Origin of the sequence: Paenibacillus thermotolerans (assembly GCF_028745515.1) — a bacterium.
Taxonomy (GTDB): Bacteria; Bacillota; Bacilli; order Paenibacillales; family YIM-B00363; genus Paenibacillus_AE; species Paenibacillus_AE thermotolerans.
The window spans coordinates 131,886-149,048 of sequence record NZ_JAQZSG010000012.1 but is presented as its reverse complement, the minus strand read 5'-3'; the positions used below and the strand labels follow the sequence as shown (position 1 = coordinate 149,048).

Below are 17,163 nucleotides of genomic sequence, written 5' to 3'. Positions count from 1 at the left end.
GATACATTCGCCGCATTCCATGTACGGTATGATCGCCACTTGATCGCCTTTTCGCAATCCGCCGGCGTTTTCTCCGGTTTCTTCTATTACGCCCGACAATTCATGCCCCAGCACGCGCGGGTAAGTAAAATACGGCTGATTGCCCTTAAATGCATGCAAATCCGTCCCGCAAATTCCTATTCTTCGAACGCGTACCAGAGCTTCGCCTTGTTGCAGGAAGGGCTCCTCCGCTTCAATCATCCTGAATTCATTCGGTTTTTCGCAGACAATGCTTTTCATCGATATTCCGCCCTTCCGCTCGGCCAAGTTTTATGATGGATCGGTGCCAAAATGTCGAGTACTTCCTTCAGCAATTGCGTATCCATGGGCTCATCCGTCCATTGAATGTTCTTTTTGATATGTTCCGTGCTCGCAGTACTTACTAATNCGGTGCCAAAATGTCGAGTACTTCCTTCAGCAATTGCGTATCCATGGGCTCATCCGTCCATTGAATGTTCTTTTTGATATGTTCCGTGCTCGCAGTACTTACTAATGTGGTTGGTATTTTTTCATTTGCGACACAATATTGAATCGCCAGTTTGGATATGTCTTGCCCTTTCTGCGCGCAACCATGACGACCGCGGTTTGGAACGTCCGGATTCCCTCCTCTTTGTTAATCTCCCTGAAGACGGAACCGAGTAAGACGCTCCGAAACTTAAAATAGACACTTCCAGACCGGTGCTTCCTAACGTTCTATATTTCATGTCCTTCAATCTCCTTTATTAAAATCACCGTCTCGTAACCCGTTATTTTAAGTATCGAGAAGAAACTTTATTAGTACATCAAAAAAATGTGATAATATCCATAAAGGAAAAAAAGTATAGTAATCATCAACAACCGTCACAATAATAACTCCTATGAGAATGCCGACTACTACGGTTAAAAAATAATCCGCTTTCGATTTTAGCCAACCTAAGGAAATACCTGTTGCCAATGTTAATGGAATAAAAGTTAAGCCTACCGTCAGTTGTCCTATCGAAAATCCTGCTATAAAACTGAATACATAAATCCCGAGGGCAGAGATCCAGTAAAACTGTCGCTTACCTAAGATTGCAAGCAATAAAGACAAAACTGCTATAATTATGGCGGAAAAAGCAATAACAGTAAAAATCGGCATAGTACACCTCCATACCACTATTTTACTATTCAATTGCTTCTTCATGTTGATGAATTCTGCGTACGTTACCTTTGAAAGAGATCATAGGGAATTAAAAGAACCCGCCATCGCGTAAGCTTAACGGGTTCCGTGTTTATTTGAACGAAATAACTTCGTTGATTGGAGCAGACAATGATAATAAAAGAGAAAGAGTATCATGTTAATGGAATGAATTATATTATTAGATCTGCAATTAACAAGGATGCAGAACAATTGTCTACAATTCGATTACAAATTGATGGCGAGACTGAAAATTTAGACAGAGAAAAAGGCGAGGCATTTATAGATACATTAGGGTTTGAGCAGATTATTAAATCGGATACAGAAAATAAGAAAAACCTATTCTTAGTTGCGGAAGTTCAAGGCCGAATCGTTGGGTTTTCAAGATGCGAAGGAAATCATTTGAATAGGTTATCACATAAGGTTGAATTCGGGGTATGTGTGTTGAAAGATTATTGGGGATGCAGCATTGGAAAAAACCTATTGAAAGAATCCATTCTTTGGGCTGATTCCAACGATATAAAGAAAATGACTTTGAATGTATTAGAAACGAACGAAAAAGCCATAAAGCTTTATGAAAAGTTAGGGTTTGAAATAGAAGGCATATTAAAAAAAGACAAATTTCTTTCCGACGGTAAATACTATAACACCATTATTATGGGGCGATTTCACGGATGACCTTAGCGGGAGTCTCCCCAAGAAGTCCCTGCTTGCCGAATTATCATACATCGTCGCCGTGAAATGCTCGTTGTCGATCGTCAACTGAATCTTTGCACCTTCTATATGGCAGGTCAAAGGTCGAACGATTTTTGGCTGTACTGTCGGTGCTTTCGGCACTTCCGGTACCGACGATGCTGCCGATATCGACGGGGCTGCCGGTATCGACGTTTACCACTGCTTCCGGAACTGACGCTAATCGCTTTGGCGCTAACGGAAGCGGATGTCCGCTAATTTTGTCGAAACCGGGTAAAAGGGCTCATTAGCGGAACCGGATGTCCGTTAATTCGCTCGAATCGCGGCGGAAATCACTTCAATCTCAGGAGTATATTGTGTTCAGCGCAAAAGTCCAACATCTCCTGCGTTAATGCCGTATCCGCCGCAAGACCAAACAAGTCGGAGCCTTGTTAGAGAGACGGGCCGTAATATCCGTTGTACCACTCAACAAATCTGCTTAAGCCTTCCTCAAGCGATGTTTTAGGTCGAAAACCGACATCATGCTCCAAGTCCGAAATGTCAGCATAAGTTTCAAAGACATCGCCGGGCTGCATAGGCAAATATTCAATGATCGCTTTTTTGCCAAGAACATCTTCTAATGTTGCAACAAATTCCGATAACTTCACCGCTCTGTTATTTCCTATATTGTATATTTTAAAAGGGGCATAGCTTGTTCCCGGATTTGGGTGGCGGTAGTCCCACAGCGGATTCGGAGAAGGCGACTTATCGATCAATCGTACGATACCTTCCACTATATCGTCCACGTATGTAAAATCCCGCCGCATTTCACCGTTTCCGTACAGCTTAATGCTTTTTCCGGACAAAATGTCCCGAGTAAACGAAAAATACGCCATGTCCGGGCGTCCCCATGGCCCATATACTGTAAAGAAACGGAAACCTGTAACCCGTAGTCCGAACAAATGGCTGTACGAATGGGCGATAAGCTCATTCGATCTCTTCGTAGCGGCATACAAGCTTATGGGATGCGAAACGGAATCGCTTGTTTTATAAGGCAGTTCGGTATTGGCCCCGTAAACGGAGCTTGAGGAAGCATACATAAGATGTGCGGTGCCATTATGACGACAGCATTCAAGAATATTTACAAATCCAGTTATGTTTGAACTAATATAAATATGCGGATTCTCAATGCTATGCCGGACACCAGGCTGGGCAGCGAGATGAATTACTGCCGGGAAAGGTCCGGATTCGCGGAATAGAGCTTCAAGGCTTGCCGGATCCGCAATGTCTATTGGCCGGAACGTAAAATACTCGTATTTCTTTAGTACCCCAAGCCTGTCATACTTTAACATCGGTTCGTAATAGTCGTTCATATTATCGATTCCGACTACCTTATATCCTTGCTCCAGCAATCGCTTTGCCGAATGAAAGCCGACAAATCCCGCCGCACCTGTAATGAGAATCGGTTGTGAACGATCAATCGGTCGCAACTTGACTGCCGCCTTCCTTTCCCGATATAGTGGTCAATTTTATGCCAAAACATTTTCGGCGTTTGTCTTCGTTTGCACAAAGCGTTCCGTTTTTTTTCGCTGCCAAATCAGCAAAAACATCACAACAAAATAATATCCCCAGTATGCGAGAAATTCTTCAACGGACGGATTCTGCGTGTACCCAAGGAACGCCTTCATGAAGACACCGACTTGACCGCTGATCAGAGGCGTTTCACCGAAGTCTCGGACATAATGCTCATAATCCTGCGGATGCTCAGGCATAAACCAGGTGATATTATATAACTCGCCTATTTCTCCGCCGTCCGTACGATACAAACTTCCGAGAATTCCGACGTCCTGCGCCATGCTGACGCCTTGCACAAACAGCCCGGCAGCGATAATGACCAAAAATATTCCCGTAATCTTAAAAAACGTTCCAAGAGGAACCCGGCGCGTTCCGCGGAAGAACGACCACGCGATGACGATTGCGGTTAGGAGACCGATCAGAGCTCCCCAGCTCGTGATCGCTTTTTCGATATTTCCCTGAGATATGGCCGCGAAGAAAAATACCGTTTCGACCCCTTCACGAAGAGTAATCAAATAGGAGTGTACGATCATGTTGACGACACTTCCCGTCGTCAATATGGCGGCTACTTTGCCTTGCACTTCCCCCTTCATGTCTCTGCCTTGTTTGGACATGAACATAATCATGTGCGTTAAAAGGACTGTGGAAATGAACAATATGCCGATCGTCAAATAAATATGATTCGCCATTTGTGAAAAGCCGGTGAAGACGACTTGGAAAGCAAGCGCGACGCCGTAACTTGACAGCAGCGCCAGAACAACCCCGAGCCATACCCATTTATTCCAGCGAGTCTCCCCGATCCTCGTCAGGTACGTTACGATGACCCCTACGATCAATAACGCTTCAAGCGCCTCGCGAAACGTAATTAAAAACGCTTGAAAATCCATGCCGCCACTCCTCTTCACCTAAAATCGCATTTAAAACAATTTTTGCTTTTTCGCGTACCATATGCCGCCCGCTGCCGCCAACACGACCGCTCCGATGACAACAACGCTCACGATCGGATTCGTACGGTTCGAACGTTCCATCGGCGCATGCTGCGTTGCCGATTCCACGGTGGCCGCCGGCTCGGTTTCAACTTCCGTCTCTAAAGCGGTTTCCTCGTTTGGCGAATCGATCGATTCGACCGATTCGGTTGGTTCGATAGGCTGCTCCTCTTGCTGGACAGTCTCCGTCTGGCCGGCTTCTGCCTCTGCCTCAACCGTCTCCGCCGGCTCCGTTTCATTCGTTTCCGCTTCCGTTACTTCGGGCTTCGGGCTTTCTACAGCGGTGCCCGTTTCTTTCTCGGGCTTCGCAGGAGAAGCTTCGGGCTTATTTGAAGGTTCCGCAGGCTTCGCTGTGCTTTCCGCCGGCTTCTGCTGCGTTTCCGTCGATGTTTGATCTTTCGCCGGCGCCGTTTTCGCCGGTTCTTGCTTTACCGGGGCAGGCTTCGATTCTTTGTATGGAAATAACGGTTTTATTTTTTCGAGAATGAGCGTCGTTTGCTGCTTGAACGTTTCCGGATCGACGGGCTTTTCCCCGACACCGAACAACCCCGGGTTTCCCAAAGCTTCTAAAGCTGCATCGAATGCGGCCATGACCGCGGTGTCGACGTCGGACTTTACATAAGGCTGTAGAACATCGTATGTACCTTTCGCTTTCGCAAGAAGCAATTTCGCCTGCGAGTAATCGTTTATCCCTTTATGCGCATAATCGAAACGCCTCTCCAAATTCATAACGAGCAGCGCTTTATAATTTGCCAGAAACAAATCTTTATCCTTCGCTGCAATATTGACATCGAAAGTTACGGCGACTGCGGTACCGAAGTGAGATTCGATTTCGGCGCGGTGAACTTTATATACTTTACCGACGCCCGTCCAGTCCGGGCTGTCTCCGCTTAATTTCGCCTGAAACTCCTTCAAAGCTTCCGCGATTACCTCCTGGCTCGGATCCCCATAGGAATAAGCCCATGCTTGCTGCGGAAGCAGCATTAACACTACCGTACAAAGCAGTGCTAATTTATGGAGCGGCAACCATCGTTTCACGCTCTCACTCCTTCTACCGGGTTATCGGGTTATGTAGGTTATTATCTAATGAGAACGGTTATCATTCTCTTTCGAATGTAATGATAATCATTTTCAATAAGGCTGTCAAGAAAAAAGAAGGCTCGAAAAAAGCTTTCCAAGCCGATGATTCTGCTACTGTTGACGCTTCCATTCATAGAGACGAATCTCGTGATAAACGGGCTCGATCATTTCGTTGCCCGAAAACTCGGCCACCGGTACGAGATGCCCTTCGATTTCGGCACCTTGACTAACAAACCCGTCGGCAACCGCTCCCGTTATATATACGGTTTCATCGGGTCTTGCTTCAATCTCTTGCAAAAACAACGAATACGTGTGGATGCGCCTATGGGAATAATCCGCTTGTAAAAAATGCAGCACCCGGGTTTCTTCCCACGTATACAAAATAAAATTGGCGCCGAGCCGTTCCATATGGTTGTGCAATTGGTACGTCGGCGGCAGCTCGTTGCGCTGTTCCAGAAGAAGCTGCAAGCCCGCGCTAAGCTGTAAAATCAAAGCTAACAAGCCGGTTGTTATCACTGTTGTCCGAACAATAATGCGCTTGCCTGTACTAACGGCGTATACGAAACATGCCGTAAGCCATAAGGTTATACCGATCAAAGGGACGATATGCCTCGGCTTGTCGACGTTTTGCGCGAATAGCGCCCACAAAAAGTACAAGACAAACAGGATGATGAGCCATTTCATTCGAAATAGCCGGTTAAACTGCTGCGCCGTGGTCCGCCTGCCGACGAACATAGCCGCTGCCGAGGCAGCCAGCATGGCTCCCATCGCGGCTGCATTCCATGCATTCCCCCCGCATAATCCGGCCCATAGAATGTTATAAGCTATAAGCCGAACGAACCTAACCGGTAACGGTTCACCTGCATCCGCCGTGGCGGCTCCGCCCCATTCTGTGAAATGACCGCGGATAAACTCGAACGAAAGCCGCGAAAAACCGGTTATGCTTCCTTCCGTAGCGGCGAGAGCCCCAATCCATAACAGCTGGAAACTTACGATGAACATAAGAAGTGCCGCCGGTCCAAGCCGGCCGTTCCGTTTCCATTCCCGCTGAAGAAGAAGCAGCAATCCGGCGCCGAAAGGCAGATACGATACACGAATGCCCATGAGCAGCCCGAACAGAAGCGCCGGAGCCATGCGGACGAAAAACCGGTCGGACCGAAGCGATTCGTGCAAGCTCCATAAGTACCACCATAAGGCGGCAACCGCCATCCCTTCCGACATCGGCTGCGATGCGATCAGCCACATGAAGGCGGAGCCCTGCATCGCGACGACGGCAAGCGCAGCCGGCCAAGCGGGAAGCGTCGCCCGCACAAGCCGGTACATAGGAACGACGGCCGAAGCGTAGGCAATCGCGCTTACGGCCGAAAGTGCCGCAACGGCATCCCCGACGAAAGAGCGTACAAGCGTCGCCGCTAAAATAAAATAAGGATAGCCCGGGAAGTGCGGCTGCATAGCGAGCAAATCGAAGCGGTCCAGCGCAAGCGCAAAGTCGACGGCGTCCCAAGACGATGCATACGGTGAAGCATATGCCAATCGCAAGGCGCACATAATTGCCGCGGCCGTACAAGCCGTTAAGAATGCGGCATAGCCGGATCGCCGAACAAAAATCGGTCCTGCGCTCACGACAGCCCCGCCCGCTTTCGCGGCTTTCTGCGCATCTCGAGCGCGATCGCCGGCAAGACCGCCATAGCGTACTTACGGAGCTTTATGAACGATCGGCCTTTCGTGCGCACCTGATAAGCGATCGGCATATCTTTATGCCGAAAGCCTTGGCGAAGCAAGTTCAACGTAATCACTTGCGCGTAATTGTAATCGTGAATGATGTCCGCCCGCTCCATGGCTTCGCGGGAAAAAGCGCGCATGCCCGATTGTCCGTCGGTCAACCGGACAAAGCGGGCCCCGTAGCCCGGCGAAACCGCAAGCAATATGCGCTGCAGCCAAGTAAACGCGTAATTGCCGAGCCGCCGGTGTAGCTTCATTCCCTTGATCGTTCCAAGAAACCGGGAACCGAACACGTAATCCGCCTCGCCCCGCAGGATCGGTTCCACGACCGCAGGGATCGATTCCGGCGGATATTCATTGTCGGCGTCGATCATGACGCCGACATCCGCGCCGAGCCGCAACGACTCGGCGAGACCGGCGCGCACCGCGGCACCGAGCCCCCTATTCCGCGGCTGGCGCAGCACGCGGTCCGCTCCGGCTTCGGCGGCCGCCGAGGCGGTAGCGTCCGTCGAACCGTCGTCGACGACGACGATTTCCACAACGGCGTTCGGGAAGCCCGGCAACACCCGAGGCACGCGCCGGATGACGCCGCCGATCGATTCGGCCTCATTGTAGGCCGGCAAAAACACAACGATGCGCGTCATTGTCCGCTCTCCTTTTCGAACGGCTCCGTCAGCACCGGACCGTGCGCATGGCTCGGGAACGGCGCGCCGAGCAAATACGTAACAGTCGAAGCAAGCGAAACGAGAGAATGCTTCCGGTCGACACGTTTTCCTTTTGCTACACCTTGCCCCCAAACGAAGAACGGAACGTACCGCTCGCCGTCGTCCAAATGCCCGTGTCCGCCGATGCCGTCGGCTTGTCCGTGATCCGCGCAAAAAATAAGTACGGCGTCTTCAAGCTTTCCTCTTTCGTCCAGCCATCCGACAAACTCCTCGATCAGCGCGTCCGCCTCTTCAATTTTTTGAATGTAGTCGTCGTAAAACACGCCCCGGGAATGTCCGGTTTGATCCGTACCGATCAGCTGCACCGTAAGAAAATCGGGATCCTGCTCGCTTACGATCTTTTTGGCCCGCTCAATGATGTGCCGATCCGCTTCGTCATTGTTCATAACCGCCGTTATGCTCTCGACATCGTCACCGAAGGCGTCGATCAAATGCGCAATCCCGAGCAGACGCCCTTTGCGGCCCGCGCGCCGGAGCGCATCGAAGACGCTTTCCGTCTTCACGCCGTAGCGAAGAACCAGATTCGACGCAATGCCGTGCTCCCGCGGGTAGGCTCCCGTGTGCATGGAGGAGAAACATACGACGGTTCGCGCCGGATAAATCGTCTCCATCTGCGTATACTCCGTGCCCTCCATGCGCAGCTTGTCCAGAAACGGCGTCTTCGCTTCATAGAACCGTTCTTTCCGCATGCCGTCGATCACGATTACGTACACTTTTTTGGCATGCGGCGACGCAGGTGCTTCAAAATTGTCCCTAGTAAACCAATCGTATTCCTTTGGCTTCCAATCGAACAAATATCGGTGAAGCACCCAGGCGAAAACGGCGATGCCGGCGTACAGCGCGAAAAGGGTACCGCCGTTCACACTCCAACTCCAGTATTCCGTCGTCATTTTGCCATAGAGCATCTCCCATAGTCCAAGCAGCAACAGAAACTTTGGTATTTGCTCCTGCGCGTTGCCGCTCGTGGAATCGCTATGCTTTAACACTAGCTTCCAAAAGCGCGCAAAGTTGTTCCACGGCGTCCCGATGCGCAAATGATAATAAATCGTACCCCAAAAAAAGACGGTAAAGAACGTATAGAGGGCCAGCGCGAAGCCTGCGAGCCGAAGGTCAAGGCTTTCCCTGCCGTATGCCAAAAGCGCCGCCACGACGGGAATCCACAAGTAGTTTCGAAGATAGAGAGGAAAGTCGTAGATCATATAGAGAAGCAGAATAGGCAATACAAGCGCGAGCGAAAATAGCGCATTCCCCCAGAACGGCAAGCCGCCCCAATCGGGGAGATGGTATAAGAAAAAGGCTCCGACGGTAAAGATCGGCAAAAACGGTTTTCCTTCATTTAAAAAGTTCCATGCCCGTGCGGCGAATTTTTCAAAGGGCGTTACCCCTTTCGTCTTATCCATGTTCATGGCGTGACCGCTCCCTTCCGATTTTCGTCCTGTTTTACGGCGGCGGTCATGCCGCGCCACTCTTTCCAGTCTTTCTTTCCGATCGGCATCGCCAACCAGGTGATTAGTCCCGCCGCGTAAGAGTATAGAAATTTAAAGCTGTGGGAGATGAGTGCGACGTTCAGCGCGTCGGACCATGTCATCCCGGTCCTCTCGAGCGCAAAGCTCATCACGCTTTCATACCCGCCGATTCCGCCGGGACCGGCATAAAACAACCCCCCGGCAATCGTGAAGGCGTTAGCCCATACGGCTTCCGGCAGCCGAAGCTCCCCGTGCGCCGCAGCCGCAGCGGCGACGGCGAACACGACCGCAGCCTCAAGCAGCCAGCCGGCGAGCGTCAACGCCGCGATGCTTACTCCGCGGACACCGCGCAGCGCGTTCGCGGCAATATCGGCGTGGCGGCGCACCGCACGCCAAGGAAGGCGGCGCGCAAGCGGCAGCGCGCCGGCGGCTGCGGCGGCCGCGGCTAGGCCGGCCGCAGCGTATACGGGGCCGGCCCAGTCGTCGGCCCCGAGCAGGAGCGGCGCGCCCGCAGCCGCCAGCGCCGTCAGCGCGGCCATGTCGAGCGCGCGTGCGGCTGCGACGCTGTGCAGAGCCAGCGCCGCTGGGGTTCCGTGGCGCCACAGGACGCCTACGCGCGCCGCGTCGCCGGCTTTCACCGGCAGCACGTGGTTCAGCAGCAGGCTATAGATGAGCCCATGCCAGCATAGCGCAAGCGTCGGCCGCTCCGCTTCCGGTAAATACAGCCGCCAGGCGGCGGCTCTGCAAAAAAAGGCGGCCGAATACGCCGCCGTCATGAGCGCCAGCCAGAGCGGCGCGTCCGCAAGCGCCTTCCAGCCGTCAACAAAAGCCGGGCCGTCGAAATAGCGCCATGCGAGATAAATGAATGCTGCAAATATAACGATTTTAATAAAAAGTAAGGTTATCTTCTTCATTATAGAACCATTCTACTGATAACGATTCTCATCGTCAACAAACTATTTATAGGTTGCTAAACAGCGAAACCGCCCGGCAAATACGCCGCCGGGCGGTGCTGCAATACGAATTATTATTTAATGATTACGATTTGACCTTTCGTGTAATAAACATGGTTGCCGGAAAGCTCCGCGATCGCTCGGATCGGCAAATAGGTAATACCGTTCACCGTTACAACAGGCTGATCGAGCTTCTTGTCCGTAACCGTCTCGCCATTCTTCACAACCGTGTCCTTGCCTTGCGTCAGAACGTAAGTATCTCCGTCCTTGCTGAGAGTAATGGCCTTGGCGGCTCCGTCATAGGCAACCGTAAAGCCGAGCTTCTCCAGGAACGTCGTCGGAACCAGCGTGCGGTTCGATGTTTTGTGGATAAAAGCGGCGCGGTCCGTCGCTTCCACCTTACCTGCAACCGTTACTTCCTGCTTGCCGACGTGAAACGATATGCCGTCGAGTTTGGAAAGCGCGGATGCTACCGCAAACAATTCGGCACTGACCGCTTTAGCGTCTCCTTTCGCACCCGCTTCGACCAGCTGCTGCATGTCCGCGTAAACTTCAGCATAGGCGGAGCCTAGAAACGTTTCGTGAGCCGCAAGGAACATAGCGCCTTCCATTGCATACACGTTAGCCGAGTTCTGTTCTCCGGCCGCAAGCTTGACAAGAACCTGGTTGCCGTATTCGCTGACTTTAGCGGTCAACGTACGCTGCAGCGCCTTCGAGATCCGCGCCGTGTTTACTTTGCTTGCGTCGCCGCTCGCGAAGACGCCGTAAACGTAGTCCGCGTCTTTCGCGCTCCCGCCCTTCAGATACGGATAGACGGACATGTAGAAGAAGTATCCTTCCGTCATTGCGGCCGGCTTATCGGCGTCCGCTTTCGTCGGGATCGACTCCGCATACGTCAGCGTAGCGAGGGTGTACATCTTGATAATTGTTTTGTCCAGCATCTGGCGGTGAAGATCAAACGCGTTCACGTCCATCTTCTCAACGTCCTGTTTCAGAGCCGGGAATACTGTATTGTTGAGCAGATCGCTCATCGTCGTCTTAAATTTGTTGTCTCGTTTCACCGTCGTCGGGTCAATCGCGGACGTATAGATAAGCTGAGCTTTCTCCAAAGCGGTTGTTGCAGCAGCCTTGTCTCCTGCAACGATTGCCGGCTTCGCCTGCTTATTGATGAAGTCCTTAAGCAGCATGTAGAAATACCACTGCAGCCCTTTGTCAACCGCTTGCTGCGCCTGAGCATAATGAAGTTGGCCGATCGATGGAGTTTCGTCCACGGCGTTCTCCAATACGAGTTTAATACTGTCGTTGATTTTCGGATTGTCGGCAGCGATCGCGGTGTCAATTGCTTTGACGCCATTCTCGAAGTCTGCGGCATATTTCGCGCGGATCTCAGCCATTGGCTTCTTGTCCGCAAACATCTGCTTGATTTCAGCAAACGCTTTCGTTTGGGCCGCAGCATCGGTATTGATTTGCAGTGTCGCATTAGCGGCATCGTCCGCGAATGCGGATGTTCCGAAACCAAAAACAAAGGTGAACATAAGTACAATTGCTAAGACCGAGGATAATGGCTTTCTTGCAGTGTTCATACCTAAAACATCGCTCCTTTAGTATGTATGTCCAGTGTGCGGAAGCACGCTGAAATATTCCCATTGCTCGGCTTCCGGCGCCGGACGAACAAACAATGAGACTGGTTATCATTACGGTGATAATGATAACCAATCTCATTTAGTTAGTCAATAAAATATTGTTAAAAAACAACCTTCAAATAGATAAGCAGCACAATCGCCATGCAGCAGGCGAATTTGTAATTCGGCACGGCTAGGGCAAACACCGGTTTCTTAAAAAGACCCGCCAACAAATTGTTTGCGGCTGATGCCGGCGAGACGGTATTGGACAAGCCCCAGCTTCCCAACAGCAGCACCGCGAAGCAAATCGGGCTCATTTCCATGGTCGACGGATCGATGCCTCCCGCAAGAATGGTTACGGGCACAATCGGATGAAGGCCGATTATAGATGTTCCCGCAATGAGGACCACCGTAAATACCGAGAACGATAAAGAAATCGGCAGCGGGACGTGCTCCAGTAACGCCGGAACGGCAGGGCCGAACCCTGCAGCGCCGATTGAACCGCTGAAGAAACCGGCCGCCAGAAACAACGTGATCTCTTTCTGCAAAGCGGGCAGCGTAACGGTAACATGGTTTTTCAAACCTTGCCGGTACTCAGCCGCGGCCCCCTTCGCTATGCACCAAATTACCGGCAATACTACCGCCGCTAAACAAATCAACATAACCATAGGCAGTTCGATAGTCCGCTCCAGCAGCAAAATGACAACGATGGCAGCTGTTAAATACGTTCCGAGCCCTAGTGGAAAAACCGCTTTGCTTTGTTTCCCCATCGGCTTCTGCAGAGGCAGTTCCGCTTCCGTTACAGCGCGCCGCAGCTCCCGAAGATCGACCGCCCAGCTCACGACGAGGCTTAGAAGCGACAATGCAACCGCGTAAGGCAATATGGCAGACCAGGGCAACGCCAACGCCGAAGTCACGAGCGCCATGGCGGCAAAGTACGGCGACCACAGAATGGCTCCCGCAAACCCCCGGTTCAACGCATTGGCTAGCAGCCGAGACATGCCCGGCTGCGGCTTCGCGAACACAATCTGATAAACGACGGGGATTGATCCGACGTTGATAAAAACCCCCATGATTTGAGTAAGAATCTGCGTTCCAACAAATAAGCCCGTCTTGCTGGTCAGGTTCGCCCCGTGGAACCGTTTCAAAGCTTCGAGGTACTCGGGAATCCGCACCGGAATCCCGAACAGCGGAGCAAATAGGAAGAGCGTAACGATCGTCACATTGATTTCGGCCGCCTCGAACCAAACCCGGACATCGGCCTTCTGCAGCAGCATGAGGAGCGCACCGACAACCATAAAGGATACCGTAAGCCACAGCGTCATGCCCTTAAGTTTCGGCAGCAATATGGCGATTGCGATAAAAACCAAGCTTCCCAAAAGAGGAGCTAACATATCTAATTGCATCAACTGCTGTATGAAATAAACCGCGGCAATGGAGAAAAGAATCGTCCTCTCCATTGCCGCTTTCCCTGCGGATGTCATTATGCTCCGCCCTCTTTCGATCGTCTTTCTTAATTGAATTGCCAGCAGCTTAAACTTAGATTCCCATATTGATAGCTGCGGTGAAGCAGCTTCGCCTTGCGGTTAGCGTCACCCGAGCCCATTGCGAGCAGCAGCGGAATAAAGTGTTCGCTCGTCGGAACGGCCTCTTGAACGTAAGGAGCCAGTTCCCGATAGTGAAACAACGCTTCCGTATCCCATGCCTCGAGCTTGCTTTGCAGCCAACTGTCGAACTGCTGCGCCCACTCGTCGATTTCGTCGGAATGCCACTTCAACCTTCTTAAATTATGAACCGTTCCGCCGCTTCCGATAATGAGAACGTCCTGTTCTCTAAGCTCCGACAACGCTCTGCCGATTTGATACTGCTGCTCGTTCGTCAAATGCCTGTTCACGGATAAAGCGACAACCGGGATATCCGAGTCCGGATACAATAGCTTCAAAACCGCCCAAGCCCCGTGATCCAGTCCTCTTTTTTCATTCAAAACACTCGGGACGCCTTGTTTCCTAAACAGAGACTGAATCTGTTCGCTTAACGTACGCTCGCCTTTCGCCGGATAGGTCATTTCGTAAAGCTCGTCCTGAAACCCTCCGAAATCATAAATGGTTTCATACGCTTCGGCGGCTCCGACCGTCTGTACCGGTTCCTCCCAATGAGCGGAAAAGAGCACGATCGCTTTCGGCCTGGGCATTTGATTTTTAAATTCTTTTAACAATTGCGTATATTCGTTATCCTCAAGCACGATCGAAGGAGCACCGTGCGCGAAAAAATAAGAAGGCATCATGCGGCTCATCACTCCTGTGTTGTAATCAAACCGGCATCCCGCTTCAGCCAATTCAGCACATCATGCTGATTCTCTTCCGATACGCCATGGTCCGTCGGATACATTTTGAATGTTAAGCGCTGCGTCTGATTCTGGAAATACGCCGCCGTCTCGCGGCCGATCCGAACCGGGAATACGGAATCGAATTGTCCGTGCGAAACAAATACCGATACGTCCTTCACGCTGCGCAGCGGATATTCCGTCTTCACAAAGTCGGGAATATACCCGTTCAATGCTACGATCCCCTTCAGCCGGTCCCCCATCGTAAGCGCAAGCGTCATGGAGAGGATGGCGCCCTGGCTGAAACCGAGCAAATATCGCTTGCCGGGATCGATCGGATATTTCTCCGTTGCATATTGAATGAATGCTTCGAGCCGTTTCACCGCTTCGTCGAACATCTCCCGAATGGGATTGCCCAGACTCTTCAGATCGTAATACTGCCAACCTGTACCGAGCGGCAGATTGCCGCGAATGCCTATAATGATGAAATTGTCCGAGAGCGGGGCGACCAGACCGAACATATTACTTTCATTGGAGCCTTTGCCGTGGAGCGTAAAGACGACCGGATATTTTTTGTCCGGATTCATCTTGGCCGGCATATGAACGTCATATTGATAAACCGGGTTCATAATCATCATCCTTAGTAGTAAGTTATGCGCTGCGCTTGTTCATAATAAGGCGGTCGACCGAGAACCCCTTCTCATTGGCAGAGGCCAAATACAACGATACAAATATAAATCCGAGATCCAACTCATAGCCGGCCATTTGACCGTTGCCAAGAAGTCCGACCGGAAGCTTCATCGTCACAATTGCACCGATCAGCATGACGACAAACAAGGCCGATACATAACGGGTAAACAATCCCGCAATGAGCATAATGCCGCCCACAAGCTCAAGCGCCGCCACGGCGTAAGCCAAAAAGCCAGGAACGCCCATGGAGCTGAACCATGCGTCTACATTGCTAAGCCCCATTTGAAGCTTGGCGATACCGTGCATCAAAAATATAATTCCCATTCCTACACGCATAATAAACGAAACAACTGCAGTCTTTGCCATTCTATTTCTCTCCCCCAAAATATTAGTTATAAATATATAAATTTTATATGGCTAATATTAAGCGAAGCACACTAGCATGTCAACAGAAAAATTGCTAATATAAAATTATGTTTTGTATTACAAATATTTTGTGAGGTGTTATGGGATGGATATCGGCTCCACTATACGGGCGATTCGAAAGCGCAAAAATATAACCATCGCCCAAATTTGCGAAGAAACCGGCCTGTCCCAAGGCTTCATGAGCCAGGTTGAGACCAATAAAACCTCCCCTTCCATATCGACGCTGGAAAGCATAGCGCAAGCTTTGAAGGTGCCTTTGGCTTATTTGCTTTTAAAGAAAGAGGATCGAATGCATATTGTCCGAAAGGATGAACGGACAATAACGACCAGCGGCGCGGAAAAATTAAAGGTAGCGCACCTGAGCTCCACGAAGAACGTACGGATGATGCTCGTGGAGTTTCCTCCCGGAACATCCACAGGGCATATCCCTCGTGCGCACGAAGGCGAAGAGGTCCATGTCGTCATCAAAGGCAGGGTCTACGCTGAGCAGGGGGAAGATTCAGCCGAATTCGAAGAGGGCGACTCCTTCAGTTGGAATGCCTGCACTCCTCATTTGGTGAAAAACATAGGCGAGGATACGGCAATCGTGCTTATATCCGTCTACACAGACACCGATGTCGAAGGGGATCTCCTATAATAAAGAAGGGCAGACCGGAATCGCATATCCGGTTCTGCCCTTCTTTATTAATGTTTACTCGTAATAGATAAACATATTCTGGTACTGGCATTATTGCCAATCGTCTTAATACTCTTTATTAATACAGTAAAATTAAGCGAGGTGTCTCTATGATTAACGGGTTTGTTTCGCGTTCTTTAGACGAAGTCAGGTTCTGGTCGCGGATCATGAAAGAACATTCTCTATTTCTCAGGCTTGGTTTTCGTGCCGAAGACACTCAGTTAATAAATGAAGCGAATCACTTTTACGCCGTTTTCGAAGAAATTGAAAGAAGAGCAACCGCATTCACGTCCCAATCTGATCCTGAATTAATAAAAAGATTCAACACCGAAGTGTATAACGCCGTTACTCATATATGGGCTTTTAAAAGAAAAGTGTTAGGACTCATATTGACCTGCCAGCTTCCTGGAGCGAATAATTTCCCATTGTTGGTTGACCACGTAAGCAGGGAAGCCTTTTATTTCGGAAACCGATTGCAGGAACTCAATAACGGCACACTTGACCCCTTACCGGATGCCATCATTAATGAAAATGTATTTTTCTTGCGAATCATGGCGGACCATGCGAAGTTTATAGGACATTTGCTTGATCCCTCCGAACGTAAATTAGTGGATCAAGCCAGGAACTTTAGCCATGATTTCGATCAGCTGCTGTTTCAAGCCCGTGATTTAGACTCCATGCGGCCGCAATCGCAAACCGCCCCCTTACTTGACCAATTCCTTGATCAGAATCGAGTTTCCGTGAAATCCCTTCGGGATTTTAAGAAGACGGCAAGAGATTTGATTGAGGCCTGCCGCATTAAAAGCATTATCCATCCGTTGCTTGCTGATCATGTGTTTCGGGAAGCCGAAAGATTCCTTCACATTATCGATATGTTTGAAAACACCTTAACGAATGCCGCCGCTTCGAAAAAATAACGTAAACAAGTGTCATTTTTTGCGTATATTTCTTGTCCGTTAAATGATCCATAAAAACAGCAAGGGGCGTAGCCTTAATCAGGCTCGCCCTTTTTTAATCCTATAAGACTCCTTTACAATCATGCATAAGCCGAT

The 17,163-nt window shown here is 50.4% G+C and carries 17 protein-coding genes; 3 read left to right on the top strand and 14 right to left on the bottom strand.

What is annotated here, in order from left to right; all coding sequences use genetic code 11:
- The coding region (locus tag PT964_RS12495) for an alcohol dehydrogenase catalytic domain-containing protein (protein WP_274363678.1) at positions 1-279 on the bottom strand (279 nt) is incomplete at its 3' end.
- 511 nt (positions 280-790) lie between these two features.
- On the bottom strand, positions 791-1,156 hold the full coding sequence (locus tag PT964_RS12485; protein WP_274363677.1) for a hypothetical protein: 366 nt from the start codon (positions 1,154-1,156) through the stop codon (positions 791-793).
- A 171-nt stretch (positions 1,157-1,327) separates the two neighbouring features.
- On the opposite strand from PT964_RS12485, the gene PT964_RS12480 reads away from it, so the two are divergent.
- Positions 1,328-1,873, top strand: coding sequence for a GNAT family N-acetyltransferase (locus PT964_RS12480; RefSeq protein WP_274363676.1), 546 nt, complete (start codon positions 1,328-1,330; stop codon positions 1,871-1,873).
- Between the two features lie 446 nt (positions 1,874-2,319).
- Here PT964_RS12480 and PT964_RS12475 read toward each other — a convergent pair whose 3' ends face one another.
- The 12 genes from PT964_RS12475 to PT964_RS12420 form a co-directional block, all read right to left on the bottom strand.
- On the bottom strand, positions 2,320-3,330 hold the full coding sequence (locus PT964_RS12475) for an NAD-dependent epimerase (protein WP_274363688.1): 1,011 nt from the start codon (positions 3,328-3,330) through the stop codon (positions 2,320-2,322).
- Positions 3,331-3,396: 66 nt separating this feature from the next.
- A complete protein-coding gene (locus tag PT964_RS12470) occupies positions 3,397-4,329 on the bottom strand; it encodes an FTR1 family iron permease (RefSeq protein WP_274363675.1) in 933 nt (310 codons plus the stop codon).
- 30 nt (positions 4,330-4,359) lie between these two features.
- The gene (locus tag PT964_RS12465; protein ID WP_274363674.1) at positions 4,360-5,466 is read right to left on the bottom strand and encodes a hypothetical protein; all 1,107 of its coding nucleotides are present in this window, start codon (positions 5,464-5,466) and stop codon (positions 4,360-4,362) included.
- A 153-nt stretch (positions 5,467-5,619) separates the two neighbouring features.
- Positions 5,620-7,131 (bottom strand): nucleoporin-interacting protein, encoded by a 1,512-nt coding sequence (locus PT964_RS12460; protein WP_274363673.1) that lies wholly within the window; start codon positions 7,129-7,131, stop codon positions 5,620-5,622.
- Complete coding sequence (locus PT964_RS12455) at positions 7,128-7,874, bottom strand: glycosyltransferase family 2 protein (protein WP_274363672.1); 747 nt, start codon at positions 7,872-7,874, stop codon at positions 7,128-7,130. Before PT964_RS12455 ends, PT964_RS12460 begins: the two co-directional genes overlap by 4 nt.
- Positions 7,871-9,361 (bottom strand): alkaline phosphatase family protein, encoded by a 1,491-nt coding sequence (locus tag PT964_RS12450; protein WP_425262711.1) that lies wholly within the window; start codon positions 9,359-9,361, stop codon positions 7,871-7,873. The genes PT964_RS12455 and PT964_RS12450 overlap by 4 nt, the downstream gene beginning before the upstream one ends.
- Positions 9,358-10,335, bottom strand: coding sequence for a lysylphosphatidylglycerol synthase domain-containing protein (locus PT964_RS12445; RefSeq protein ID WP_274363671.1), 978 nt, complete (start codon positions 10,333-10,335; stop codon positions 9,358-9,360). The genes PT964_RS12450 and PT964_RS12445 overlap by 4 nt, the downstream gene beginning before the upstream one ends.
- Before the next feature lie 113 nt (positions 10,336-10,448).
- The gene (locus PT964_RS12440; protein ID WP_274363670.1) at positions 10,449-11,957 is read right to left on the bottom strand and encodes a copper amine oxidase N-terminal domain-containing protein; all 1,509 of its coding nucleotides are present in this window, start codon (positions 11,955-11,957) and stop codon (positions 10,449-10,451) included.
- Between the two features lie 161 nt (positions 11,958-12,118).
- Positions 12,119-13,480 (bottom strand): hypothetical protein, encoded by a 1,362-nt coding sequence (locus PT964_RS12435; RefSeq protein WP_274363669.1) that lies wholly within the window; start codon positions 13,478-13,480, stop codon positions 12,119-12,121.
- A 29-nt stretch (positions 13,481-13,509) separates the two neighbouring features.
- The gene (locus PT964_RS12430; RefSeq protein ID WP_274363668.1) at positions 13,510-14,280 is read right to left on the bottom strand and encodes a DODA-type extradiol aromatic ring-opening family dioxygenase; all 771 of its coding nucleotides are present in this window, start codon (positions 14,278-14,280) and stop codon (positions 13,510-13,512) included.
- A gap of 8 nt (positions 14,281-14,288) precedes the next feature.
- Positions 14,289-14,948 carry an alpha/beta hydrolase gene (locus PT964_RS12425; RefSeq protein WP_274363667.1) on the bottom strand — a complete coding sequence of 220 codons (660 nt, stop codon included), beginning with the start codon at positions 14,946-14,948 and terminating at the stop codon, positions 14,289-14,291.
- Positions 14,949-14,970: 22 nt separating this feature from the next.
- A complete protein-coding gene (locus PT964_RS12420; protein ID WP_274363666.1) occupies positions 14,971-15,375 on the bottom strand; it encodes a DoxX family protein in 405 nt (134 codons plus the stop codon).
- A 145-nt stretch (positions 15,376-15,520) separates the two neighbouring features.
- Here PT964_RS12420 and PT964_RS12415 point away from each other — a divergent pair, with 145 nt between their 5' ends.
- Entirely contained in the window at positions 15,521-16,072 is a 552-nt protein-coding gene (locus PT964_RS12415) for a helix-turn-helix domain-containing protein (protein ID WP_274363665.1), read from the top strand.
- 149 nt (positions 16,073-16,221) lie between these two features.
- Positions 16,222-17,028 carry a DUF2935 domain-containing protein gene (locus tag PT964_RS12410; protein WP_274363664.1) on the top strand — a complete coding sequence of 269 codons (807 nt, stop codon included), beginning with the start codon at positions 16,222-16,224 and terminating at the stop codon, positions 17,026-17,028.
- Positions 17,029-17,163: the final 135 nt, after the last annotated feature.